Genomic DNA, 21,795 nt, shown 5'->3' on the forward strand with positions numbered 1-21,795 from the left:
CGAGTCGGGACTGATCCATGCGGGACAGTTCCCATGGACGGCTGTGCGCCCACTATGAGCACACGGGGCACTCCACTGCCAGCACTTCGAACCTCGCCACACCAAGCAATATTGGTATCGACCAGTGGTATGACCTGGGGAGGGACCCACCCCTCCCTAGACTGGCCCGGCGACCTGCGGCATCACCCGCCCCACGACCTCCCGGGACCAGCCATGCACGACCTCGCCCACCGCCTGGGCCTCCTGCCCCCGTCCTGCGGCCCGGTCCGGCTCGTCGGCGTCGACGGACACGCGGGGTCGGGGAAGTCCACCTTCGCCGGTCGGCTCGCCGCGGCCCTGGGCGGCGCCCCCGTCCTGCACCTGGACGACCTCGCCACCCACGACGAACTGTTCGGCTGGACCGGCCGCCTGCTGAGCCAGGTGATCACCCCGTTCGGCCGCGGCGAGACCGCGCACTACGCCCCCTACGACTGGCACGCCCGCCGCTTCACGACGCCCCGCGCGCTGCCGCCCGCGCCGGTGGTCCTCGTGGAGGGCGTCGGCGCCGGACGCCGTGCGGTGCGCCCGTTCCTCGCGGGGCTGCTGTGGATGGAGCTGCCCCGTGAGGAGGCCTGGGCACGGGGGCGGACGCGGGACGGGGCGGAGCAGCGGGACTTCTGGGACGGGTGGGTCGAGGCGGAACGGGAACACTTCGCCAAAGACCCTTCGCGCCCCCATGCGGGCTTCCTGGTACGGCAGTTGAGGGTGGGATACGAGGTGCTCAGCGGGCCTTCCGGGACGGTTGGACCGGACCACGAGGTGACCCACGGTGACGGACCGCCCGCAGTGTGCTGAACTTGTGAAGACCCTTCCGGTCGAACTTGCCCGAGTGCCCCAACTCGGCTTGACCCAGGGGCCGTACAGGTCTTACGTTCTGAATGTGCGGACGTTCGGAGCCGCCCAGAATCGCGAAGCCCCCGGTTGTTCCCCCGTGATCGGGGGCTTCGTTCTGCTCCCAGCGCGTTTTCCGGCCGCCACGAGCCGTGATGTGCTCACCCTGGGTCACCGTCCTGAGTGCGCCCCATCTGCTCCCACCTCGTCAAACGCCCTGTGCGGCACCCTTCGATGGGCGACTGCCCCGCAGGTACGATGCCCTGGGTGCGACCATCGGACGGCTGCTTCGCGCACCACGGCAACTCCCGTCCGCGGCACAGCGGTTCGACCCAGACTGCCGACGGGCGCCGGCCCGGAGGCGAATCAACGGGGGCACGGTTTGTGGGGGGACGTGATGGACTTCGGCACGCAGGGCCCCGAGGCCCCGGCCGACCTCGCGTGGCTGCGAGGCGTGGACGCCTACACGATGGGCGCTTATCCGCAGGCGGAGGAGGAGTTCCGCACCGCGGTACGGATGGATCCCGGGATGGCCGACGGCTGGCTCGGACTGCACGCGCTGCGCGTCGACACCACGACCGCGCTGCTGCGGATGTACCGGCACCGGGAACGCTTCGGGGAACAGCGCACCAGGCACCGTCGTACGCTCAACTCCTGGTACTGGCTGGGCTGGTGGGTCCAGCCCGTGCTGGAGAGCCCGCGTGATCTGCTGCTCGCGCACGCCTCCCACTGGCTGGACGGCCGCCATGTCCCGGAGCTGGACCGGGCGTTGGCCGGACTGCCGCCGGTGGACACCGACCACCAGGTCCGCTTCCTGCACGCGTGCCGCGCCTATCTGGTCAAGGACTGGGAGCAGCTGGTCCGGCACACCGATCCGCTGATCAACGATCAACTCCTCGGCATAGAGGCCGGGTTGTTCGGCGGGATGGCCCGGGTCCGGCTGGAGATGTACGGCCAGGCCGAACCGCTGCTGTCCTCCGCGCTGATGCGCTGCCGCAGCGAACAGCCCCAGCGCAAGGAGCTGCGGTACTGGCTGGCACGGGCCCACGAGGGCACCGGCCGCAGCGCCGCCGCGCTCCCCCTGTACCGGGCGGTGCACCGCGTCGACCCCGCGTTCATGGACACCTCGGCACGGCTCGCCGCGATCACCGACTCCGACGGGTACGACGGCTCCGAGGACATGAGCGACCTCGCGGCGATCACGCTGTCCGGCGGACAGGACGCGCTGGAGGGCCTGGACGGGCTCGATCCGCTGTTCGGCGTGGAAGGCCGGGATCTGAAGCTGTCGGAGCCCGGTCCGCCGCCGACCGGGCCGCTGCCCTCGGCGGGCGACTCGGTGCGCGAGAAGACCTCGGTACCGGTCCCGCCGCTGCCGACCGGGCCCACCGACCCCGTCCTGCTGGAGGAGGCGCTCAACGAACTGGAGCGCATGGTGGGGCTGGAGCCGGTGAAGCGCCAGGTCAAGGCACTGTCCGCCCAGTTGAACATGGCGCGGCTGCGGGCCGGGCAGGGGCTGCCGGTGCAGCCGCCGAAACGGCACTTCGTCTTCTCGGGGCCGTCGGGCACCGGCAAGACCACCGTGGCGCGCATCCTCGGGCGGGTCTTCTACGCCCTCGGGCTGCTCGGCGGGGATCATCTCGTCGAGGCTCAGCGGGCCGATCTGGTGGGCGAGTACCTCGGTCAGACGGCCGTGAAGGCCAACGAGCTGATCGACTCCGCGATCGGTGGCGTCCTCTTCGTCGACGAGGCCTACTCGCTCTCCAACTCCGGGTACGGCAAGGGCGACGCGTACGGCGACGAGGCCTTGCAGGTGCTGTTGAAGCGGGCCGAGGACAACCGCGATCACCTCGTGGTGATCCTCGCCGGGTACCCGGAGGGGATGGACCGGCTGCTCGCCGCGAACCCCGGGCTGTCGTCCCGGTTCACGACTCGCGTCGACTTCCCCTCGTACCGGCCGCTCGAACTCACCTCCATCGGTGAGGTGTTGGCGGCGGAGAACGGCGACATCTGGGACGAGGAGGCGCTCGACGAACTGCGGTCGATCGCCGGGCACGTGGTGGACCAGGGGTGGATCGACGAGCTCGGGAACGGACGGTTCCTGCGCACGCTGTACGAGAAGAGCTGCGCGTACCGGGATCTGCGGCTGTCGGTGTATCCCGGGATGCTGTCCCGGGACGACCTGTCCACCCTGCGGCTGCCGGATCTGATGCAGGCGTACGGCGAGGTGTTGTCGGGACGCGGGCCGGGGGCGGCGGGGATCTGAACCGCGGTGCGCCGGCGCCCGGTCGGGTCTGTCGGACGGCGGCTGCCGCGTCGTCGTGGCCGGTCGCGCGGTTCCCCGCGCCCCGGACGAACTGCCGGGGCGCGGGGAGACCGGGCTAACTCGCCAGCGCCTGTTTCGCCTCCGCCGTTCTCGGCTGGGCCGGCATGTCCCGGTGGGCCGGGTCGTTGACCTCGCCCACCAGGAGTTCGAGGACGTCCTCCATCGCCACCAGGCCGAGCACCTTGCCGGAGGCGTCGGCGACCTGGGCGAGGTGGGTGGCCGCTCGGCGCATGACCGTGAGGGCGTCGTCCAGCGGGAGTTCGGCCCGCAGCCTCGTCATGGGCCGCCAGACCTGCTGCGGAACCGCCCGCTCGGACTCCTCCAGGTCCAGGACGTCCTTGACGTGGAGATAGCCCATGAAGGCGCCGGTCTCGGTGGCGACGGGGAAGCGGGAGTAGCCGGTGCGGGCGGTGAGCGCGACGATCTCGCCGGGCGTGACCGACGGGCTGACCGTCACCAGGTCCTCGCGGCGCAGCAGGACGTCCGTGACCGGGCGTGAGCCCAACTCCAGGGCGTCCTCCAGGCGTTCCTGCTCCTCGGGGTCGAGGAGACCGGCCTGGCCCGAGTCCTCCACCAGGCGGTTGAGCTGTTCGCTGGTGAAGACGGCCTCGACCTCGTCCTTGGGCTCGACGTGGAAGAGGCGCAGGATGCCCTGGGCGACGGCGCCGAGGGCCACGGTGATCGGCTTGCAGACGCGGGCGAAGGCGACCAGGCCCGGGCTGAGCCACATCGCGGCCTTCTCCGGCGCTGCCATCGCGAGGTTCTTCGGGACCATCTCGCCGATGACGAGGTGGAAGAAGACCACGGCGGCCAGCGCGAGGATGTAGCCGAGGGGGTGGATCATCCCCTCGGGCAGGTGCATCCACTCGAAGACCGGCTCCAGCACATGTGCGACCGTCGGCTCGGCGACCGCGCCGAGCGTCAACGAGCAGACGGTGATGCCGAATTGGGCCGCCGCCATCATCTGCGGCAGCCGTTCGAGGCCGTAGAGGACCTGGCGGGCGCGGGCCGTGCCGAGGGGTTCGATCTGGCTGCGCCGGACCGAGACGAGGGCGAACTCGGCGCCGACGAAGAAGCCGTTGGCGAGCACCAGCAGGACGGCGAAGAGGAGTTGGAGGACGGTCATCGGGCCGCCTCCATGACGTTGACCGCCGGAACCGTGCGGACGAGGCGGACGCGCTCGGCGCGGTAGTGCCCCACCTGGCGGACCGAGAGCCGCCAGCCGGGGAGTTCGGCCTTGTCGCCGGGGGCCGGGATGCGGCCGAGGAGGTCGGCGACCAGGCCGGCGACCGTCTCGTACGGGCCTTCGGGGACGTCGAGGCCTATGCGCTGGAGGATGTCCACCCGGCAGCTGCCGTCGGCGTCCCAGGCGGGCCTGCCGTCCTCGGGCGGTGCGGCGGCGAGTTCGGGCACGTCCAGGCCGTCGTGCTCGTCGCGGACCTCGCCGACGAGTTCCTCGACGATGTCCTCCAGGGTGACCACCCCGGCCGTACCGCCGTACTCGTCGACGACGACGGCGATCGGCTGTTCGCTGCGCAGCCGGGCCAGCAGGGGCTGGACGGGCAGGGTCTCGGGGACCAGCAGCGGGGACTTGGCGATGGTGGTGACGGAGGTGCGCAGCCGGTCGGGCGCGGGCACGGCCAGCGCGTCCTTGAGGTGGACCATGCCGATGATCTCGTCGATCTTCTCGCGGTAGACGGGGAAGCGGGACAGACCGGTGGCGCGGGTCAGGTTGACCACGTCCTCGGCCGTCGCCGACGACTGCAGCGCGCTGACCTTCACCCGCGGGGTCATGACGTGCTGCGCGGTCAGCTCGCCCAGCGACAGGGTCCGCACGAAGAGATCGGCGGTGTCCTGCTCCAGCGTCCCGGCCTGCGCCGAGTGCCGGGCCAGGGAGACGAGTTCGCCGGGGGTGCGGGCCGAGGCCAGCTCCTCGGCGGGCTCGACGCCCAGCGCGCGGACGAGCTTGTTGGCGACGGTGTTCAGCGCGGAGATCACCGGGCGGAACAGCCTCGCGAAGGCGTGCTGCGGGGCCGCGACGAAGCGCGCCACCTGGAGCGGCCGGGACACCGCCCAGTTCTTCGGCACGAGTTCGCCGATCACCATCTGCACGGCGGAGGCCAGCAGCATGCCGACGACCACCGCGACGCCCGAGACGGCGCCTTCGGGGATGCCGATCGCGCTGAACGGGCCGTGCAGCAGCTCCGCGAGGGCCGGTTCGGCGAGCATGCCGACGACCAGGGAGGTGATGGTGATGCCGAGCTGGGTGCCGGAGAGCTGGAAGGACAGCTCCTTGAGCGACTCGACGACCGTGGCGGCCCGTCGGTCGCCCTCGGCGGCGGCCTGCTCGGCCTCGGGACGCTCCACGGTGACGAGCCCGAACTCGGCGGCCACGAAGAAGCCGTTGGCGAGAATCAGCAGGATCGCCGCTCCGAGGAGCAACAAGGGGATGGTCATGCCGCCGCCTCGATCTGCCGGGAGGGGGCGGCGCAGGTACTACAGGACGATCCGTCCATCGCTGGAGGGAGTCACTCCTCGGGTAGCAGGGGGCCTCGGGGGAACTGGGGGGAATGCCGGTGGCGGAGGCACGGGGAGAACGCCACCGACAACAGATTAATCAAGACATGGCCATCTACGGCAGATCCCTCAGCGACCGGTCCTCGGCGAGGGCCCGCAGAGCGCGCGCGTCGGCGATGGCATGCGCCTTGGCGATCCCGGGCTGGATGCCGAGGACGGGCAGGCTGGTGCCGTCGCTGAGGTTGAGGAACACCCAGGGATCGCCGGGGCGCAGATTGACCTGGAGGATCTCGGCCCAGGCGAGCCGGCGCCTGCTGACGATGTTCACGACGGTGACACCGGACTCGTCGGCGACGACCTTCACCCGGGCGAGCAGGGCCAGCACGCCGAAGAGCAGCGCACCGGTGAGGACGAAGCTGAGCTTCTCCCCCGGGGTGAGCTGCTCCAGGAGCATCGCGACGGCCGTGATGACGACGAAGATCGCGACGCCCGCGGTGAGCAGCACGGCGCGGGTGCGGCCCGGCCGGAACGTGACCGGCAGGGCGGGGAGTTCGGACATGGTCGGTGTGATCCTCGGCCTGTTCCTCGACGTGTTCTGCGGTGGTTCCGCGGTGTGTCCCTCAGAGCCGGCAGGCGTGGATGGCCGTCGTCAGGATGGCCCGGGCGCCGATGTCGTACAGGTCGTCCATGATCCGCTGCGCCTCCTTGGCGGGGACCATCGCACGGACGGCGACCCAGCCCTCGTTGTGCAGCGGGGAGACGGTCGGGGACTCCAGACCGGGGGTGAGCGCGACGGCCTTCTCCAGCTGCTCGACCCGGCAGTCGTAGTCCATCATCACGTACGTCCGGGCGACCAGGACGCCCTGGAGGCGGCGCAGGAACTGCTGGACCTTGGGCTCGGCGGTGTCGTCCACCGGGGCGTCCTTGCGGCGGATGACGACCGCCTCGGACTTCATGATGGGGTCGCCGAAGACTTCGAGGCCCGCGTTGCGCAGGCTGGTGCCGGTCTCGACGACGTCCGCGATGACCTCGGCGACGCCCAGCTCGATGGCGGTCTCCACGGCCCCGTCCAGGTGGACGACGGAGGCGTCGATGCCGCTGTCCGCGAGGTGCTTGGCGACGATGCCCTCGTACGAGGTGGCCACCGTCTTGCCCGTGAGGTCCGCCATGCTGCTCGCGGCGCCGGGCTTGGAGGCGAAGCGGAACGTGGAGCGGGCGAAGCCGAGCGGGAGGATCTCCTCGGCGCTCGCGGCGGAGTCGATCAGCAGGTCGCGGCCGGTGATGCCGATGTCGAGGCGGCCGGAGGAGACGTAGATCGCGATGTCGCGGGGGCGGAGGTAGAAGAACTCGACCTCGTTGACCGGGTCGACGATCCGCAGTTCCTTGGACTCCCGGCGCTGCTGGTAGCCGGCCTCATGCAGCATGTCCGCCGCAGGTCCTGACAGGGAACCCTTGTTGGGGACGGCGATGCGCAGCATGAGGTCGGCTTCCTTCGCGTGAAAAGGGGTGAACTGCCCGAAACGGTTCTCAGGAGGTTTTACAGGTGGGCGTAGACGTCGTCCAGCGAGATTCCGCGGGCGACCATCATCACCTGGACGTGGTAGAGCAGCTGCGAGATCTCCTCGGCGGCCGCCTCCTTGCCCTCGTACTCTGCGGCCATCCAGACCTCTGCGGCCTCTTCGACGACCTTCTTGCCGATGGCATGGACGCCCTTGCCGACCAGCTCTGCGGTGCGGGAAGTGGCGGGGTCGCCGGTGGCGGCCTTCTGCTGGAGCTCGGTGAAGAGCTCCTCGAACGTCTTATTGGACATGGTGCTGCCCACCCTATTGCAAACAATCGTGGGCTTAACGCCACGGTTCAGATACTGAGCGGAGCGTGGCCGCCGTCGCGACCGCGGCCGTCACCGCCTCGTGCCCCTTGTCCTCGTTCGAGCCCTCCAGGCCGGCCCGGTCCAGGGCCTGCTCCTCGGTGTCGCAGGTCAGCACACCCATGCCGACCGGGACGCCGGTCTCCACCGAGACCTGGGTGAGGCCCTGGACCACGCCCTGGCACACGTACTCGAAGTGCGGGGTGCCGCCGCGGATGACGACGCCGAGGGCGACGATCGCGTCGTAGCCCCGGCCGGCCAACACCTTTGCCACGACCGGGAGTTCCCAGCTGCCGGGGACCCTGAGCAGGGTCGGCTCGTCGATCCCCAGGTCGTGCAGGGCGCGCAGGGCGCCGTCCACCAGACCGTCCATCACCTTTTCGTGCCACTGCGCCGCGATGACGGCGACCCGCAGGTCCCCGACATTGCGTACGGACAGTTCTGGTGCGCCCTTGCCGCTCACGTTCTCTGGTCTCCTAGAAGTGCGATTGCGCGTGGAAGTGCGGTGCGATTGCTCGGTTACTGGTTGCCGCAGGTGGACACGGGGGCCGCGTCCAGCCAGGGGAGGTCGTGCCCCATCCGGTCCCGCTTGGTGCGCAGGTAGCGGAGGTTGTGCTCGCCCGCGGTGACGGGCATCGGCTCCCGGCCGGTGACCTTGAGGCCGTGCCGGACGAGCGCGTCGGTCTTGTCGGGGTTGTTGGTCATCAGGCGCAGGCTGCGGACCCCGAGGTCCTCCAGGATCTGCGCACCGGCGCCGTAGTCCCGGGCGTCGGCGGGCAGGCCGAGTTCCAGGTTGGCGTCGAGGGTGTCACGGCCGCGCTCCTGGAGCTCGTAGGCCCGGAGCTTGGAGAGGAGGCCGATGCCGCGTCCCTCGTGGCCGCGGAGGTAGACCACCACTCCCCTGCCCTCCTCCTGGATACGCTCCAGGGAGGCTTCCAGCTGGGGGCCGCAGTCGCAGCGCAGGGAGTGGAAGACGTCGCCGGTGAGGCATTCGGAGTGGACGCGGACGAGCACGTCCTCGCCGTCGCCGATCTCGCCGTGGACGAGGGCGACGTGCTCGACGCCGTCGACGGTGGAGCGGTAGCCGTACGCGGTGAACTGCCCGTGGCGGGTGGGGAGTCGGACCTCGGCCTCGCGGCGGACGGTGGGTTCGGCGGTCTGCCGGTAGGCGATCAGGTCCTCGATGGAGATGATCGTCAGGCCGTGCTTGCGGGCGAAGGGGATCAGCTCGGGGAGGCGGAGCATACGGCCGTCCTCGCCCGCGATCTCGACGATCGCGCCGGCCGGGCGGAGGCCGGCCAGCCGGGCGAGGTCCACGGCGGCCTCGGTGTGGCCGTTGCGGACCAGCACGCCTCCGGTGCGGGCGCGCAGCGGGAAGATGTGGCCGGGGCGGACGAGGTCGTCGGCCCGGGCGCTGCCGCTCGCGAGGAGCTGGAGCGTGGTCGCGCGGTCGGAGGCCGAGATACCGGTGGTCACACCGTGAACGGGTGAGGCGTCCACGGAGACTGTGAACGCGGTTTTCATGGACTCGGTGTTGTCCTCGACCATCTGCGGGAGCCGGAGCCGGTCCAGCTCGTCGCCCTCCATGGGCGCGCAGATCAGGCCCCGGCACTCGCTCATCATGAACGCGACGATCTCGGGGGTGGCCTTCTCGGCGGCGATGACGAGGTCGCCCTCGTTCTCGCGGTCCTCGTCGTCCACGACCACGACGGGCCGGCCCGCCGCGATGTCGGCGATGGCCTGCTCGACCGGGTCGAGGGAGAAGTCCTCGAAACCGTCTGTGCTGTACAGGATCGGTGCCGTTGTCATGCCGGCGCTCCTTCCAGGACGGGCTGCGGGGTCTTCCGGGAGCGCAGCCACCAGTCGCGCATGCCCCACAGGACGAGTGCGCCGTAGATGACGTAGACGAAGCCGGAGAACGCGAAGCCGTTGGCGAAGTTGAGGGGGACGCCGACGACGTCGACGAGGAGCCAGGCGAACCAGAACTCGACCATGCCGCGGGCCTGGGCGTACATCGCGACGACGGTGCCGACGAAGATGTAGGCGTCGGGCCACGGGTCCCAGGAGAGCGAGGGGTACACCTTGAAGAGGGCGGCCACGGCCACGGTCCCGACGGCGGCGGAGCCGGCCAGGATCGCGCGCTCGCGCCAGGTGGCGAAGCGGGGGGTGATGTGGCCGTCGGCGGAGGCCGACCTGCCGCGGTTCCACTGCCACCAGCCGTAGCCCGCGACGACCATGACGACGATCTGCTTGCCCGCGCTGCCGGAGAGGTGCGCGGTGGCGAACGCGGCGAAGAGGATCAGGCCGGAGACGAACTGCGTGGGCCAGCTCCAGATGGACCGCCGCCAGCCGAAGGCGAGGCCGATCAGACCGATGACGTTGCCGATCATGTCCGACCACTTGATGTGCTGGCCGAACAGGACGAAGGCCTCGGAGTTGAGCCAGTTCACGGGGTCACCTCGCGTGAACCCATCAGCCGCTCCACGTACTTGGCGATGACGTCGACCTCGAGGTTGACCGGGTCGCCGGGCTGCTTGTGGCCCAGCGTGGTCAGGCCGAGGGTGGTCGGGATGAGGCTGACGGTGAAGTGGTCCGGGCCCGCGTCGACGACGGTGAGGCTGATGCCGTCGACGGTGATGGAGCCCTTCTCGACGACATAGCGCGTGAGGTCGGCCGGCAGCGAGATCTTGACGATCTCCCAGTTCTCGGACGGCTTGCGCTCGATGATCTCGCCGGTGCCGTCGACGTGCCCCTGCACGATGTGGCCGCCGAGGCGGGCACCGAGGGCCATGGGGCGTTCGAGGTTGACGCGGGAGCCGACGGCGAGGACGCCGAGGCTGGAGCGGTTCAGGGTCTCGGCCATGACGTCGGCGGTGAACTCGTCACCCTCGAACTCCACGACGGTGAGACAGACGCCGTTCACGGCGATGGAGTCGCCGTGCTTCGCGCCCTCGGTGACGATGGGGCCGCGCAGACGAAAGCGGGAGGCGTCGTCGAGATTCTCGACGGCGGTGACCTCACCCAGCTCTTCGACGATTCCGGTGAACACTTCCCGGGTCCTCCTGCCTCATGGGGCACGGACTCCGGGGCCTGTCGAAGACGACAGAATGAAACGGACGACGACACCGGGAACAACGCCGGACAGAACCCGTCCACGCAGGACGAGCCGATACGGCGACGCGCACGAATGCCCGCCCGCCGCGCACTGCCTCCCATCCGGACTTTAACCGTCGGTCCAGGAATTTCACCTGGTCAACCGGCCGCTGGAAGCGGACGGGTCGCGGACTGTAACCGCCGGTTCGGACTTTCACCGACCCCGGAGTGCGCTGCTTCTGGTACACGGCCAGTGTGCCACGCCTGGCAAGGGTCCATACAGGTGAAGGGTGTGGGCTGGCTCACAGACGGTGTCGCTGGACTTCTCAACCGGCCCCCACCTGCTGGATTATCTGGTCTAGTCCTTTTCGGATCTCCGAGGGGACACCCCTGGACCGGTCCGGCGGTGGTGACGACGGCCCTTGCCCACCGCCGGGCCACTCAGCGCGTATGCCGTGCGGCGGCTCCGTGACGGCTCTGGCAGGCTGAGTCCATGACGATCGCCGACGAGTTCGAGGCGCACCGTCCGCGGCTGTTCGGCCTGGCCTATCGCATGCTCGGCTCCGCGGACGAGGCGGAGGACACGGTGCAGGACGCGTATCTGCGGTTCGACGCGGCCGAGCGGACCGAGATCGAGTATCCCGGGGCGTGGCTGGCCAAGGTCGTCACCAATCTCTGCCTCACCCGGCTGACCTCGGCGCGGGTGCGGCGCGAGGAGTACGTCGGCACCTGGCTGCCGGAGCCCGTCATCACCGCGGACGGCACGCTCGGGCCCTTCGAGTCGGCGGAGCAGCGGGACGCGGTGTCCATGGCGATGCTGGTCCTGCTGGAGCGGCTCACACCGACCGAGCGCGCGGTGTACGTGCTCCGGGAGGCGTTCTCCTACGGCCACCGGGAGATCGCCGGGGTCCTGGACCTCACCGAGGCCAACTGCCGCCAGCTGTACCGGCGGGCGGCCCAGCGGGTCGGTGAACCGGGGTCCCGTTTCGACGCCGCGCCGGAGCGGCAGGCGGAGCTGGTCACGTCCTTCATCACGGCCGCCCGTGACGGCGACCTCAGCGGTCTCGAGAAGGTCCTCGCCGCGGACGCGACGTGGTGGGGCGACGGGGGTGGCAGGGTCAACGCGGCGCGTCGCCCGATCGAGGGACGCGAGAAGGTCGTACGGCTGCTGGTCGGCATGGCGGACCGCTGGACCACGGGTCTGTCGTTCACCCCTGCGGAGGTCAACGGCGCGGAGGGGCTGGTCGCCTGGGCCGGGGGTGAGCTGGTCGGGGTGATGGCCTTCGAGGTGCGGGACGGGTTGATCGGGGATGTCCGGGCCGTGGTGAATCCGGAGAAACTCGGCTTCGTCCGGGGGCAGTTGGCGGGGGTCTAGCGGCGACTCCGGGCGGACTCCAGGACGGCTCCGGTCTCGGACGAGTGCGGGTGCGTGCGTGGCTGAGCGCGCGGTTCCCGCGCCCCTGGGCGGGGGCACCGGGCCGGGGTTTCGACGGCCGGGGGCCGGGTCCGGCTGAGGGGTGTCAACCGGACTGCGGGGCGCGGGCGTTGACCGGCCGGCCGAACAGGTCGTCCTGGGCGCCGTCCTGGGCGGTCAGGAGGGCGCCGCGCAGAACCGCGGCGCCGCCCAGGACGGTGGGGCGGACCTCCGCGGGCAGCGGGGACATGCGGGTGATCCGTTCGGCCACGCGCACGGCGAGTTCGTCGCCCCCGGCCTGACCGACCTCGCCGCCGAGGACCACGCATCCCGGGTCCAGCAGCGCGACCACGGAGGCGACACCGAGGGCGAGCCGGTCGGCGAGGCCGTCGAGGAAGCGGGCGGCGGAGGCGTCGCGGGGCGCGGTGCCCCGCACGGAGGCGGGCCGTTCGGCCTCGCTCCCTGCGGCCGGGTCGTCCTCCGCTTCGCCGGCCCCGGCCACCTCCCCCACAGCCCACCGGACCACCCCGGCCGCCCCGGCCCCCTCTCCGGCCCGGCCCAACACCCCGCACTCGCGGGCGAGTTCGAGCACCGCCGCCGACCCCGCCAGCGAGTGGAACCCGCCCTCGCAGTCCGTCGCCGAGGGGAAGCCCCTCGTCCCCGGCACCGGAAGGAAGCCGATCTCGCCCGCGCCCCCGGACGCCCCCCGGCGCAGCGCCCCGTCCAGGACCACCGCCGCGCCGATGCCCATGCCCAGCCAGAGCAGGACGAACGTGTCGCGGTCGTGGGCCGCGCCATCGCGCTGTTCGGCGAGGGCCGCGAGGTTGGTCTCGTTCTCGACGACGATGCGGGTGCCGGGGAGACGTTCGTGGAGGGCGGCGACCAGGCGGCGGTGCCAGGCGGGCAGGCCGGTGGTGTCGCGGAGTTCACCCGTGGCCGGGGCGATGAGGCCGGGGGCGCCGACGCCCACCGTGTGGAGGTGTGCCGCGCCCGCCTCCTTCGCGGCCCGTTCCACCAGCGCGACGGCCTGCTCGACCGCGGGTCCCGTGCCCGAGGCGCCGTCGATCGGCACGGACGCCTCCGCGAGCACCCGTCCGACCAGGTCGGAGACGAGCACGGAGACACCTTCGAGGCGGACGTCCAGCGCGGCCAGGTACGCGCGGTCGGCGACGAGGCCGTACAACCGGGCGTTCGGACCGCGCCGCTGCTCACCGGACTCGCCGACCATCTCGATCAGTCCGGAGGCGGTGAGGCGTTCGACCAGGTCGGCGACGGTGGGCCGGGACAGTCCGGTCAGCTGCTTCAACTGCCCCGCCGTCAGCGGGCCTTCCTGCTGGAGCAGCCGCAGGGCGAGCCGGTCGTTGATGGCCCGGGCGGTGCTCGGGGATGCGGGCATGCCGGGAATCCTCCCAGATCGAGGCGGTGCGACGGGCGTCCGGATAACTCTCTATCTATCAGGCAGGGTTCCTGATAGTTTACGCCGCGCGAGTGGGAACGAGTGCCACCGCGGAACAGCCGAGCGGGACACGACCCAGCTGGAGGGGCCGGACGATGAGCGAAGTGGTCTACGACCGACACGAGGTGAAGCGTGCCCGGTACGCCGTGGCGGCCGTCTTCGCCGTGCACGGCGCGGTCACCGGCTCGTTCGCGACCCGGGTGCCGTGGATCCAGGACCACGCGCACGTCGCCGCCGGCTGGCTCGGATTCGCCCTCGCCTTCGGGGCGTTCGGCGCGTCCTGCTCGATGCCGCTGGCCGGCTGGATCACCCACCGCTTCGGCAGCCGCGCGGCGCTGCGCGGGCTGATCGCCCTGTGGACCCTGTCGCTGGTGCTGCCCGCGCTCGCGCCGAACCTGGTCACCCTGTGCCTGGCGATGTTCACGTACGGCGCGAGCGCGGGCATGGCCGACGTCGCCATGAACGCGCTCGGCGTCGAGATCGAGCGCCTCCTCGACAAGTCGATCATGTCGAGCCTGCACGGCATGTGGAGCGCGGGCGCCCTGATCGGTTCGGCGGGCGGCACGCTCGCCGCGCACCTCGGCTCGGACGCGCGCGTGCACCACCTCATCGCGGCCCTGATCCTCACCGCGCTCGGCGTCGGTGCCTGCCACTGGGTGCTCGACATCCCCCCGGGCGTGGCCGAGGAGGCACCGCCCCGGTTCACGCTGCCGCCGAAGTCCGCGCTGCTCATCGGCGCGGTGGGCTTCTGCGCGGTGTTCGCGGAGGGGGCGAGCCTGGACTGGTCGGCGGTGTTCCTGCGCGACCAGTTGGACACGTCGGCCGGTCTCGCGGCGGCCTCGACGACCGGCTTCATGCTGACGATGGCGGTGGCCCGGCTGGTCGGCGACGCGGTGGTGAACCGCTTCGGCTCGGTGCGCACGGTCCGCGCGGGCGGGCTGCTGGCCGTGGGCGGCGGGCTGCTGATCGTCCTGGCGGACAACCCGGTGCTGGCCATGGGGGGCTTCGCCCTGCTCGGCCTCGGCATCGCGGTGGTCGTCCCGCTGTGCTTCGCGGCGGCGGGCCGCAGCGGCCCCAACCCGAGCCAGGCCATCGCGGGCGTCGCGACGATCACCTACACCTCGGGGCTGATCGCGCCCAGCCTGATCGGCGGGGTGGCGCAGGCCACGAGCCTGGTCGTGTCGTTCTGCCTGGTCACGGTGTTGGCGGGTGGCCTCGCGGTCTTCGCGGGTGTGCTGCGCGCGGGCGACCGGGACCGCCCGAAGGTCAGTCCGCCGAGCGCAGCAGTGTCCGGCCCACGGCCCTGAACTCCGCGCTCCAGGGCGCGGGACGCAGGGTGCCCGCGTCCAGCCGGACCAGTACCCGGGTCCCGGTGGCGTACGTCGTCGTCCCGTCCGCCGAGCAGAACCGGAAGCCGTACGTCAGTCCGGTGGTGCCGAGCCGGTCCAGCCAGAGGTGCACGGCGTACGGGCCCGTCCTGGTGACCGGTGCCTCGTAGCTGATCAGCAGTTCCTTGACCACGTTGCAGGCGTCACCGGCGGTCGCCCAGTCGCCGTCGAAGCGGACACCGTGCTGCTGCCACAGCTCGGTCCAGGCGCGCTCGACGAGCAGCGGGTAGCGGGCGTTGTGCAGCATGCCGAGCGCGTCGAGGTCGTCGAAGTGGACGGTGACCGGGACGAGTCGGCCGTGGGACACGGCGGTGGCGGGCGGGCTGTCGACGGTCACGGCGGGACTCCCGAGCGGTGCTGGTGGGACGGTGGAGACTGTGGGGACGCCCCATTCTAAGCGACCGCTCAGGAGCCCCTGTCGGGAAGGCCCTGGTCAGACGGGCCACAGGATGGATCCGCGGAGTGGGCTTGCGCGCCAGGCCCGCGGAGCAGGCCCGAGGAGCGGGCCTAGGGCGGCGGATCAGCCGGCGATCGAGTCCAGCTGCTCGGCCGCCGGGCGCAGCGCCCACAGGTCACCGCCGGGCGGCGCCTCCAGCTTCGGTACGGCCGCCTTCGCCCGGGGGTCGCCCGCGTCGGCCGCCGCGTGGACGACGTCGCTCGCCGCGTACCGGTAGAACTCCAGCTCCGGGTGCGGCCACGCGGCGGCCCCGGTCGCGGCGGGCAGCAGATAGTCGACCGCCTTCAACAGGCCCTGCCCGTCCGGACCTTGATAGGTCCACAGGTTCACGCCGACATGCCGGCCGATGGCGGCGAGCCGGGTGTAGGCGACCAGGTCGAAGGTCGAGTAGTGCCAGCTCCGGGTCCGGGCGAGTTCCTGCGGCTGGCTGCCGTCGCCCGCGATCTGCGGGTCGATGCGCTTGGCCCGCGCGTCCAGCACGGTCCGCCGGGCCAGTGCCGTGTCGCCGGTCGCGTAGGCGAGGGCGGCCAACTCCATGTCGTAGAAGGTGCCGTGGTTGTTGGCGGCGGCGCCCTCCTCCTTGCCGAAGGCGCTGTTCCTGAGCCAGCCGAGGAAGTCGGCGTTCCAACCGGCCATCGCCCTGCGGTCGTTGCTCGTCCAGGCGGGGGCGCCGGTGCCGAGGATCGCGACGGCGTCGACGACGCTGGTGTACGACTGGGAGAAGTCGATGATGCCGATGGCCCGGCCGTCGTACTTGCAGGGGATGAACTGGGCGTGGTCCAGGTTGGGGTTCATCCTGGTGGCCGGGTCGAGGAACCAGGTGCGCAGGACCTGGTCGGCCTTGTGGGCGTAGCGCCTGTCGCTGGTGTAGTACCAGGCGAGCGCGAGGTCGTACGTCGAGTCGAAGACCTTCTCCACGTCCTGGCGGTCGGTCCCCGTGTCGACCTCGGGGTTGCGCTGCCCGTCGCGCTGGACGTAGGGGCAGCCCCAGGGGTTGTCGGCGGTCGGGGTGGTCGTGGGCCACCAGTACGGGGCCTGGCTCAGGTACTCGTGAACGTCCCCTCCGGGAGCGGGTTTCGGCTTGTCGACGACCGTCCAGGGGCCCTGGTCCAGCCAGTTGTCGGCGCGGGCCGTCAACTGCCTGAGCGCGCGACGGAGTTGGGGATCGCCGCGGTCCAGGCGGAGCTTGGTCTGCTGGAGGCGGGTGCCGTCGAGGACGGCGGTCCTGGGGGCGGCCGGCGCCGTGTGCGCGGCGGCGGAGGGGGCGAACAGGGCTGTCAGGGTCGCCGCGGCCACCAGCAGAACACTCAGTCGGGGTCTTCTACTCACCGATCAACTCCGATCAGATATATGAACGCAGTTCATGAGTGGAACCGTGCGAGCGTAGAACCCCGAGGTACCCCTGACAATGGTCCGGACCGTCTTCAGATGGACGGAATTCAGCTAGCGATTTCCGCTAGCCGGACTCCGCCGCAGAGAAAGCGAACCCCACCATGGACCTCGGCGTGCGCTGGAAGCTGCACGGTGACGGGCGGACGCCCGCGCCCGGAGCGGTCGTCCGCCCCGACGAACGGCTCTCCTGGCCGCGCACGATCGGGCTCGGCGCCCAGCACGTGGTGGCCATGTTCGGCGCGTCGTTCGTGGCCCCGGTCCTCATGGGCCTCGACCCCAACCTCGCGATCATGATGTCCGGCGTCGCGACCGTGATCTTCCTGCTGGCGACCCGGGGCCGGGTGCCCAGCTACCTCGGCTGCTCGCTCTCCTTCGTGGGCGTGGCCGCGGTGATCCGGGCGCAGGGCGGGACGAGCGCGACGGTCACCGGTGCGGTGTTCGTCGTCGGCGTCGTGCTGTTCCTGGTCGGGGTCGCGGTGCAGCGGTTCGGGGCGCGGATCATCCATGCCGCGATGCCACCGATCGTCACCGGCGCGGTGGTCATGCTGATCGGCTTCAACCTCGCCCCGGTCACCGCCGCCACGTACTGGCCGCAGGACCAGTGGACGGCCCTGCTGGTCATGGCGTTCACCGGTCTGGCCGTCGTCTGTCTGCGTGGTTTCCTCTCCCGCGTCGCGATCTTCCTGGGCCTGGTCTTCGGCTACGGCGTCTCGTGGGCCTTCGACCGGATCTTCGGCCGCATCCACTCGATGAGCGCGAGCGGCAAGGTCACCGACCACTGGCGCCTGGACCTCTCCGGGGTCGGCGGGGCCGACTGGGTCGGGCTGCCGTCCTTCCACGGGCCGACGTTCCAGTGGTCGGCGATCCTGGTCGCCCTGCCGGTGGTGATCGCGCTGGTCGCCGAGAACGCCGGACACGTCAAGGCGGTCGGCGAGATGACCGGCGACCCGCTCGACGACAGGCTCGGCACCGCGATCTCGGCGGACGGTGTCGCGTCGATGCTGTCGACCGCCGTCGGCGGCCCGCCCAACACCACCTACTCCGAGAACATCGGCGTGATGGCCGCGACCCGCGTCTACTCCACCGCCGCCTACTGGGCCGCCGCCTGCTTCGCCCTCCTCTTCGGCCTCTGCCCCAAGTTCGGCGCGGTCGTGGCCGCGATCCCGGGCGGCGTCCTCGGCGGGATCACCGTCATCCTCTACGGCATGATCGGCCTGCTGGGCGCGCAGATCTGGCTCAACTCCGGTGTGGATCTGCGCAATCCGCTGAACCTGGTACCGGCCGCCGCGGGCGTCATCATCGGCGTCGGCGGTGTCTCGATCAAGTTCACCGACAACTTCACCCTCAGCGGTATCGCGCTCGGCACGCTCGTCGTCATCACCGGCTACCACGCCCTGCGCTGCTTCGCGCCCGCCCACCTCAAGCCGGAGCGACCGCTGCTGGACGAGGGGACGTCGTCGTACGACTCCCCCGGCGACGGCCCGACGCCCCGGACCGGCTGACCGCCGTTCCCCCGTTCTGGGGAAGTGCCGGGCCCGGCGGCACCTCGGCCGGTCCGGGGCTGGGACGCTGCCCCCATGGGGCAATTGGCACACATCAGCACACCCGTGGACATCGTCCTCTCCCGGCTGCGCGCGCTCGACGGGCAACTTCCCGCGCGGGACGGGGTCGCGGTGTTCAACCGGGTCTATCTCGCCGTCACGGAGGCCGTCGACCGGGGCGTCGAGGCCGGCCGGTTCGCCGACGCGCGGGCCGCGGTCACGCTGGACGTACGGTTCGCGGAGCGGTACCTCGCGGCCGTGGACGCGGCGGCCAACGGGCGCCGTCCGCCCGCCTGTTGGCGCCCGCTGTTCCAGCTCCGCCGCCATCCCGGCGTACGGCCGCTGCAGTTCGCCCTGTCGGGCATCAACGCGCACATCGGCCACGACCTCGCGCTCGCCGTGGTGGACGCCTGTCGCACGCTCGACTGCGAACCGGCCGAGCTGGAGGACGAGTTCGACCGCGTGGGCGATCTCCTCGTGTCGCTGGAGGAGCGCATCCGGGAGGAACTGATGCCGGGGCCCGACCTGTTCCAGATCGCCGATCCGCTCACCCATCTGCTCGGCTCGTGGAGCCTGGAGCGCGCCCGGGAGGCGACCTGGACGGCGGCGCGGGCACTGTGGGCGCTGCGCGGACTGCCCGATGTCGCCGAGGAGTTCACCGAACGCCTGGACGCGGCGGTGGGGCTCGCGGGACGCATGCTGCTCACGCCACTGCCGGACTGATCCGGACAGCTTCCGCCGTGGGCCGTCAACTCCCTTGTGAAAGTTGTACGTTCGCATACAACTGACCTCGGCGAAGGAGCACAGGGCATGACGACCCCCCTCGGACTCGGTCTCCCCCAGCTGCACTGGTACGACCTCGGCAAGGACGTGCCCGACGTGGCCCGGGCCGCCGAGGAGATCGGCTACGACAGCCTGTGGGTCTTCGAGCGCGCCCTGTTCCCCGAGCCCGCCACCCAGGGTCTGTACAACATGGAGGGCGTGCCCTGGCCCGACCACTACCGCGGTGTGGCCGAGCCGCTGGTCACCCTCACGCTCGCCGCCGCGGCCACCGAGCGGGCCCGTCTGGGCACCAGCGTGCTGGTGGCGCCCCTGCACGTGCCGTTCCAACTGGCCAAGGCCCTCGCCTCGTTGGACGCGGCGAGCGGCGGGCGCGTGGTCGCGGGTCTCGGCACGGGCTGGTCCCACGACGAGTACGCGGCAGCGTCGGCACGGCCGTTCGCGGAGCGCGGCCAGGTCCTGGACGAGGTGATCGAGGTGTGCCGCGCCGTGTGGGGCCCCGACCCGGTGTCGTACGACGGCCGGTCGACGAAGATCGCCTCGGCGGTGGTCGGCCCCAAGCCCGCCCGGCCCATCCCCGTCCTGCTCGCGGCGATCGGCCCGAAGGCCCAGCGGCGGCTGGTCGACCACGCCGACGGCTGGATGCCGGTCGGCATGGGCGCCGAGGCGCTCGCCGCGCAGTGGCGCGAGCTGCGGGAGCTGGCCGCCGAGCGCGGACGCACGGCACCGATCCGGACGGTCCTGCGCACCAACCTGACCTACACCGCCAAGCCCTTCGACGGCCCCGGCCGCAGCCCCTTCCAGGGCAGCGTCGACCAGATCGTGGAGGACCTCGCCGCACATGCCGAGGTCGGCCTCGACGAGATCTTCGTCGAGCTCCAGACCGGGACCCGGGACGCCCAGGAACTCAAGGACGTCGCCGCGGAGCTGTACGAGAAGGCACGCGCGGCCGGGATCTGAACTCCCCTCAGTCCTCGGGGAGTTCGACCGGCGCGATCTCGTCGTAGACGTCCCCGGGGCCGGGGTTCGTCGGGTCGGTCGCGCCGCCCAGCTGGTGCATGACGCCCCAGACCGCGTTCAGCGCGGTCTGGACGGCGCCCTCGGCCCAGCCGGCCGTCCAGGAGATGTCGTCGCCCGCGAGGAAGACGCCCCGCTTGTCCGCGGGCAGCCGGTCCTGCATGAAGTGGGTGAACAGGCGCCGCTGGTAGCGGTAGTGGCCGGGCAGGTTGGCCTTGAACGCGCCCATGAAATAAGGCTCGTTCTCCCAGGACACGGTCACCGGGCTGCCGATGATGTGCTTCCTGATGTCGACGTTCGGGTAGATCTCGCCGAGCGACTTCAGCATGACCTCCATCCGCTCGTTGGCGGACAGCGGCAGCCACTTGAGGCTGTCGTCGCACCACGTGTACGAGAGGCAGATGACGGCGGGCTTGTCGGGGCCGTCGTCGAGGAGATAGGTCCCGCGCGTCATCCGGTCGGTGAGGGTCATCGACATGACGTCCCGCCCGGTCGGACGTCCCCTGTCGTCGACGGCCTCGTCGAGCCAGAACGGCCGGTCGACCGGGACGAAGAGCTTGGAGCTCTCCATGTAGTGGGTGCGCTCGATCGCGGTCCAGTGGTCGATCGGGAAGAGCGAGTCGTCGCAGGCGATCTTCGAGAGCAGCATCCAGGACTGGGCGGTGAAGATGGCCGCCCGGTAGGTGCGGATGTCGCCGTTCGCGTCCGTCACCGTGATGCCGTTGCCGGCGGTGCGGTGCAGCCGGGTCACGGCCGGGCGGGGTTCGCCGTTCACGTGCAGGGACGCGAGCGAGGTGCCGTAGGGCCAGTGGACGATCTTCTGCGGCTCGCGGTCCCAGAGGCGGAGCGGGAGTTGCTGGGAACCTCCGACGATGCCGCGGTGGTGGTCGTCGGCCTCGGTGTAGACGACGCGCAGGATCTCCAGGATGGAGTTCGGGAAGTCGGTGTCCCAGCCGCCGGTGCCGAAGCCGACCTGGCCGAAGATCTCGCGGTGCCGGAAGGACGTGAAGGACTCGGAGTCGCAGAGGAAGCCGTAGAAGGTCTGGTTGTCGAGTTTCTCGACGAGCTCGGACCAGATCTCGCGGATGCGCGGGACGTCGCGTTCGCGCATGGCGCGGTTCATGTCGGAGAAGTCGGCGCCCTCTTCGAGGCAGGCGTTCCAGGCGTGCATCACGTCGCGGTAGACCTGCGGGAGGTCGTCGACGGTGGTCGCGTAGTGGGACTCGCCCTTGAGGTCGACGACGGTCGAAGGGGTCGCCTCCGCGAGGGGGTTGGGGAACGGCCGGGTCTCCAGGCCCACCAGGTCGATGTAGTGCTGCAGGGCGGTCGAGGAGGGCGGGAAGCGCATCGCGCCCATCTCGGCGGTGAGGGAGGGGTCGCATCCGTCGAAGCCGACGGTCCGCAGCCGGCCGCCGATCTGGTCGGCCTCGTAGACGACGGGCCTGAGGCCCATCTTCATCAGTTCGTAGGCGGCCACGATGCCGGACAACCCGCCGCCGATCACCGCGACTTCGGTGCCGTGCTCGGTCGCGGGTATCTGGCCGAGGCCCGCCGGGTGGGCGAGGAAGTCGTCGTACGCGTACGGGAAGTCCGGCCCGAACATGGTGATCGGCGGCTGTCGCTCGTCGGCGTGCTGGACGGCGGTGGGCACCGTGGACGTCATGGGGTACGGACTCCTAG

General features: G+C 71.1%; 20 protein-coding genes and 1 riboswitch. Of the genes, 7 read left to right on the top strand and 13 right to left on the bottom strand.

Going from position 1 to position 21,795, the window contains the following annotated elements; all coding sequences use genetic code 11:
• The first annotated feature begins 213 nt into the window (after positions 1 to 213).
• Both ACIPTO_RS41880 and ACIPTO_RS41885 read left to right on the top strand, forming a co-directional pair.
• A complete protein-coding gene (locus ACIPTO_RS41880; RefSeq protein ID WP_401200895.1) occupies positions 214 to 834 on the top strand; it encodes a uridine kinase in 621 nt (206 codons plus the stop codon).
• A 433-nt stretch (positions 835 to 1,267) separates the two neighbouring features.
• Positions 1,268 to 3,133 carry an AAA family ATPase gene (locus tag ACIPTO_RS41885; RefSeq protein WP_366323259.1) on the top strand — a complete coding sequence of 622 codons (1,866 nt, stop codon included), beginning with the start codon at positions 1,268 to 1,270 and terminating at the stop codon, positions 3,131 to 3,133.
• 115 nt (positions 3,134 to 3,248) lie between these two features.
• Here the strand turns inward: ACIPTO_RS41885 and ACIPTO_RS41890 are convergent, their stop codons facing one another.
• The 9 genes from ACIPTO_RS41890 to ACIPTO_RS41930 all read right to left on the bottom strand — a co-directional run bounded on the left by ACIPTO_RS41890 (position 3,249) and on the right by ACIPTO_RS41930 (position 10,626).
• Positions 3,249 to 4,319 carry a hemolysin family protein gene (locus ACIPTO_RS41890; protein WP_401200898.1) on the bottom strand — a complete coding sequence of 357 codons (1,071 nt, stop codon included), beginning with the start codon at positions 4,317 to 4,319 and terminating at the stop codon, positions 3,249 to 3,251.
• On the bottom strand, positions 4,316 to 5,650 hold the full coding sequence (locus tag ACIPTO_RS41895; RefSeq protein WP_366323256.1) for a hemolysin family protein: 1,335 nt from the start codon (positions 5,648 to 5,650) through the stop codon (positions 4,316 to 4,318). Before ACIPTO_RS41895 ends, ACIPTO_RS41890 begins: the two co-directional genes overlap by 4 nt.
• A gap of 175 nt (positions 5,651 to 5,825) precedes the next feature.
• Entirely contained in the window at positions 5,826 to 6,269 is a 444-nt protein-coding gene (locus tag ACIPTO_RS41900; RefSeq protein WP_366323254.1) for a PH domain-containing protein, read from the bottom strand.
• A 61-nt stretch (positions 6,270 to 6,330) separates the two neighbouring features.
• Positions 6,331 to 7,188: an ATP phosphoribosyltransferase gene (hisG, locus tag ACIPTO_RS41905; RefSeq protein WP_366323252.1), complete on the bottom strand. Its 858-nt coding sequence runs from the start codon at positions 7,186 to 7,188 to the stop codon at positions 6,331 to 6,333.
• A 59-nt stretch (positions 7,189 to 7,247) separates the two neighbouring features.
• Entirely contained in the window at positions 7,248 to 7,520 is a 273-nt protein-coding gene (locus ACIPTO_RS41910) for a phosphoribosyl-ATP diphosphatase (RefSeq protein WP_018534786.1), read from the bottom strand.
• 34 nt (positions 7,521 to 7,554) lie between these two features.
• Positions 7,555 to 8,040: a 6,7-dimethyl-8-ribityllumazine synthase gene (gene ribH / locus ACIPTO_RS41915; protein WP_019059681.1), complete on the bottom strand. Its 486-nt coding sequence runs from the start codon at positions 8,038 to 8,040 to the stop codon at positions 7,555 to 7,557.
• A 56-nt stretch (positions 8,041 to 8,096) separates the two neighbouring features.
• A complete protein-coding gene (locus ACIPTO_RS41920) occupies positions 8,097 to 9,386 on the bottom strand; it encodes a bifunctional 3,4-dihydroxy-2-butanone-4-phosphate synthase/GTP cyclohydrolase II (protein WP_366323249.1) in 1,290 nt (429 codons plus the stop codon).
• Positions 9,383 to 10,027: a nicotinamide riboside transporter PnuC gene (locus ACIPTO_RS41925; RefSeq protein WP_401200904.1), complete on the bottom strand. Its 645-nt coding sequence runs from the start codon at positions 10,025 to 10,027 to the stop codon at positions 9,383 to 9,385. The genes ACIPTO_RS41920 and ACIPTO_RS41925 overlap by 4 nt, the downstream gene beginning before the upstream one ends.
• Positions 10,024 to 10,626, bottom strand: coding sequence for a riboflavin synthase (locus ACIPTO_RS41930; protein WP_366323245.1), 603 nt, complete (start codon positions 10,624 to 10,626; stop codon positions 10,024 to 10,026). Before ACIPTO_RS41930 ends, ACIPTO_RS41925 begins: the two co-directional genes overlap by 4 nt.
• A 149-nt stretch (positions 10,627 to 10,775) precedes the next feature.
• A riboswitch (FMN riboswitch) is annotated at positions 10,776 to 10,906 on the bottom strand.
• Positions 10,907 to 11,163: 257 nt separating this feature from the next.
• Here ACIPTO_RS41930 and ACIPTO_RS41935 point away from each other — a divergent pair.
• Entirely contained in the window at positions 11,164 to 12,045 is an 882-nt protein-coding gene (locus tag ACIPTO_RS41935; RefSeq protein ID WP_366323243.1) for an RNA polymerase sigma-70 factor, read from the top strand.
• A 145-nt stretch (positions 12,046 to 12,190) separates the two neighbouring features.
• Here ACIPTO_RS41935 and ACIPTO_RS41940 read toward each other — a convergent pair whose 3' ends face one another.
• A complete protein-coding gene (locus tag ACIPTO_RS41940) occupies positions 12,191 to 13,480 on the bottom strand; it encodes an ROK family transcriptional regulator (protein ID WP_401200908.1) in 1,290 nt (429 codons plus the stop codon).
• Between the two features lie 155 nt (positions 13,481 to 13,635).
• Between ACIPTO_RS41940 and ACIPTO_RS41945 the strand changes: the two genes are divergently transcribed.
• Positions 13,636 to 14,847, top strand: a complete 1,212-nt coding sequence (locus ACIPTO_RS41945) for an MFS transporter (protein WP_366323240.1) — start codon at positions 13,636 to 13,638, stop codon at positions 14,845 to 14,847.
• Here ACIPTO_RS41945 and ACIPTO_RS41950 read toward each other — a convergent pair.
• Positions 14,807 to 15,265 carry a thioesterase family protein gene (locus tag ACIPTO_RS41950; protein ID WP_366323238.1) on the bottom strand — a complete coding sequence of 153 codons (459 nt, stop codon included), beginning with the start codon at positions 15,263 to 15,265 and terminating at the stop codon, positions 14,807 to 14,809. The genes ACIPTO_RS41945 and ACIPTO_RS41950 overlap by 41 nt on opposite strands.
• A 183-nt stretch (positions 15,266 to 15,448) precedes the next feature.
• On the bottom strand, positions 15,449 to 16,714 hold the full coding sequence (locus ACIPTO_RS41955; RefSeq protein WP_401200911.1) for an alginate lyase family protein: 1,266 nt from the start codon (positions 16,712 to 16,714) through the stop codon (positions 15,449 to 15,451).
• A 164-nt stretch (positions 16,715 to 16,878) separates the two neighbouring features.
• Here ACIPTO_RS41955 and ACIPTO_RS41960 point away from each other — a divergent pair, with 164 nt between their 5' ends.
• From ACIPTO_RS41960 to ACIPTO_RS41970, 3 genes are all read left to right on the top strand, one after another.
• Positions 16,879 to 18,279, top strand: coding sequence for a uracil-xanthine permease family protein (locus ACIPTO_RS41960; protein WP_401200914.1), 1,401 nt, complete (start codon positions 16,879 to 16,881; stop codon positions 18,277 to 18,279).
• Positions 18,280 to 18,354: 75 nt separating this feature from the next.
• Positions 18,355 to 19,041, top strand: a complete 687-nt coding sequence (locus tag ACIPTO_RS41965; protein ID WP_401200916.1) for a DUF5995 family protein — start codon at positions 18,355 to 18,357, stop codon at positions 19,039 to 19,041.
• Between the two features lie 87 nt (positions 19,042 to 19,128).
• Positions 19,129 to 20,058 carry an LLM class F420-dependent oxidoreductase gene (locus ACIPTO_RS41970; RefSeq protein ID WP_401200919.1) on the top strand — a complete coding sequence of 310 codons (930 nt, stop codon included), beginning with the start codon at positions 19,129 to 19,131 and terminating at the stop codon, positions 20,056 to 20,058.
• Between the two features lie 7 nt (positions 20,059 to 20,065).
• Here ACIPTO_RS41970 and ACIPTO_RS41975 read toward each other — a convergent pair whose 3' ends face one another.
• Positions 20,066 to 21,778: a flavin monoamine oxidase family protein gene (locus ACIPTO_RS41975; protein ID WP_401200922.1), complete on the bottom strand. Its 1,713-nt coding sequence runs from the start codon at positions 21,776 to 21,778 to the stop codon at positions 20,066 to 20,068.
• Between the last annotated feature and the right edge of the window lie 17 nt (positions 21,779 to 21,795).

This window comes from Streptomyces sp. NPDC090083, from assembly GCF_044747445.1.
Classification (GTDB): Bacteria; Actinomycetota; Actinomycetes; order Streptomycetales; family Streptomycetaceae; genus Streptomyces.